Here is a 272-nt window from a genome sequence, read left to right as displayed (position 1 = left end):
GACCTGGCAGCCCAGGGCTACACCCCCGAATACTGGAAAGCCGAGGATTCGGCGCTGATCTTCTGCCTGCTGAACTTCGGCCAGTCCGCCAACCTGCAAGAAGAGATCAACGCCCTGGGGCTGGCGCAGAAAGTCGGCAGCGACAAACTGCCGTGGCTGACTCCGAGCTATCCCGATGAACCCCTGCCCCTGGCCGAAGCGGACAAGCTCAAGGGCCTGAATCTCACTGTGCCGGGCCTGAACGAAGTCAGCCGCGCCATCAACCGTCTGGC

General features: G+C 62.9%; 1 protein-coding gene. It reads left to right on the top strand.

Features of this window, described 5'->3' with window-relative positions; genetic code table 11:
• Nucleotides 1-272, top strand: a 272-nt coding sequence (locus R0J88_RS20250) for a penicillin acylase family protein (RefSeq protein WP_410900913.1), incomplete at both ends; no start/stop codon positions are given.

The sequence above is a fragment of the Pseudoalteromonas sp. SIMBA_162 genome (assembly GCF_046535955.1).
In the GTDB taxonomy this organism is placed as follows: domain Bacteria; phylum Pseudomonadota; class Gammaproteobacteria; order Enterobacterales; family Alteromonadaceae; genus Pseudoalteromonas; species Pseudoalteromonas marina.
The sequence above is the reverse complement of the archived record's forward strand: the minus strand, read 5'-3'. Positions and strand labels throughout refer to the sequence as shown.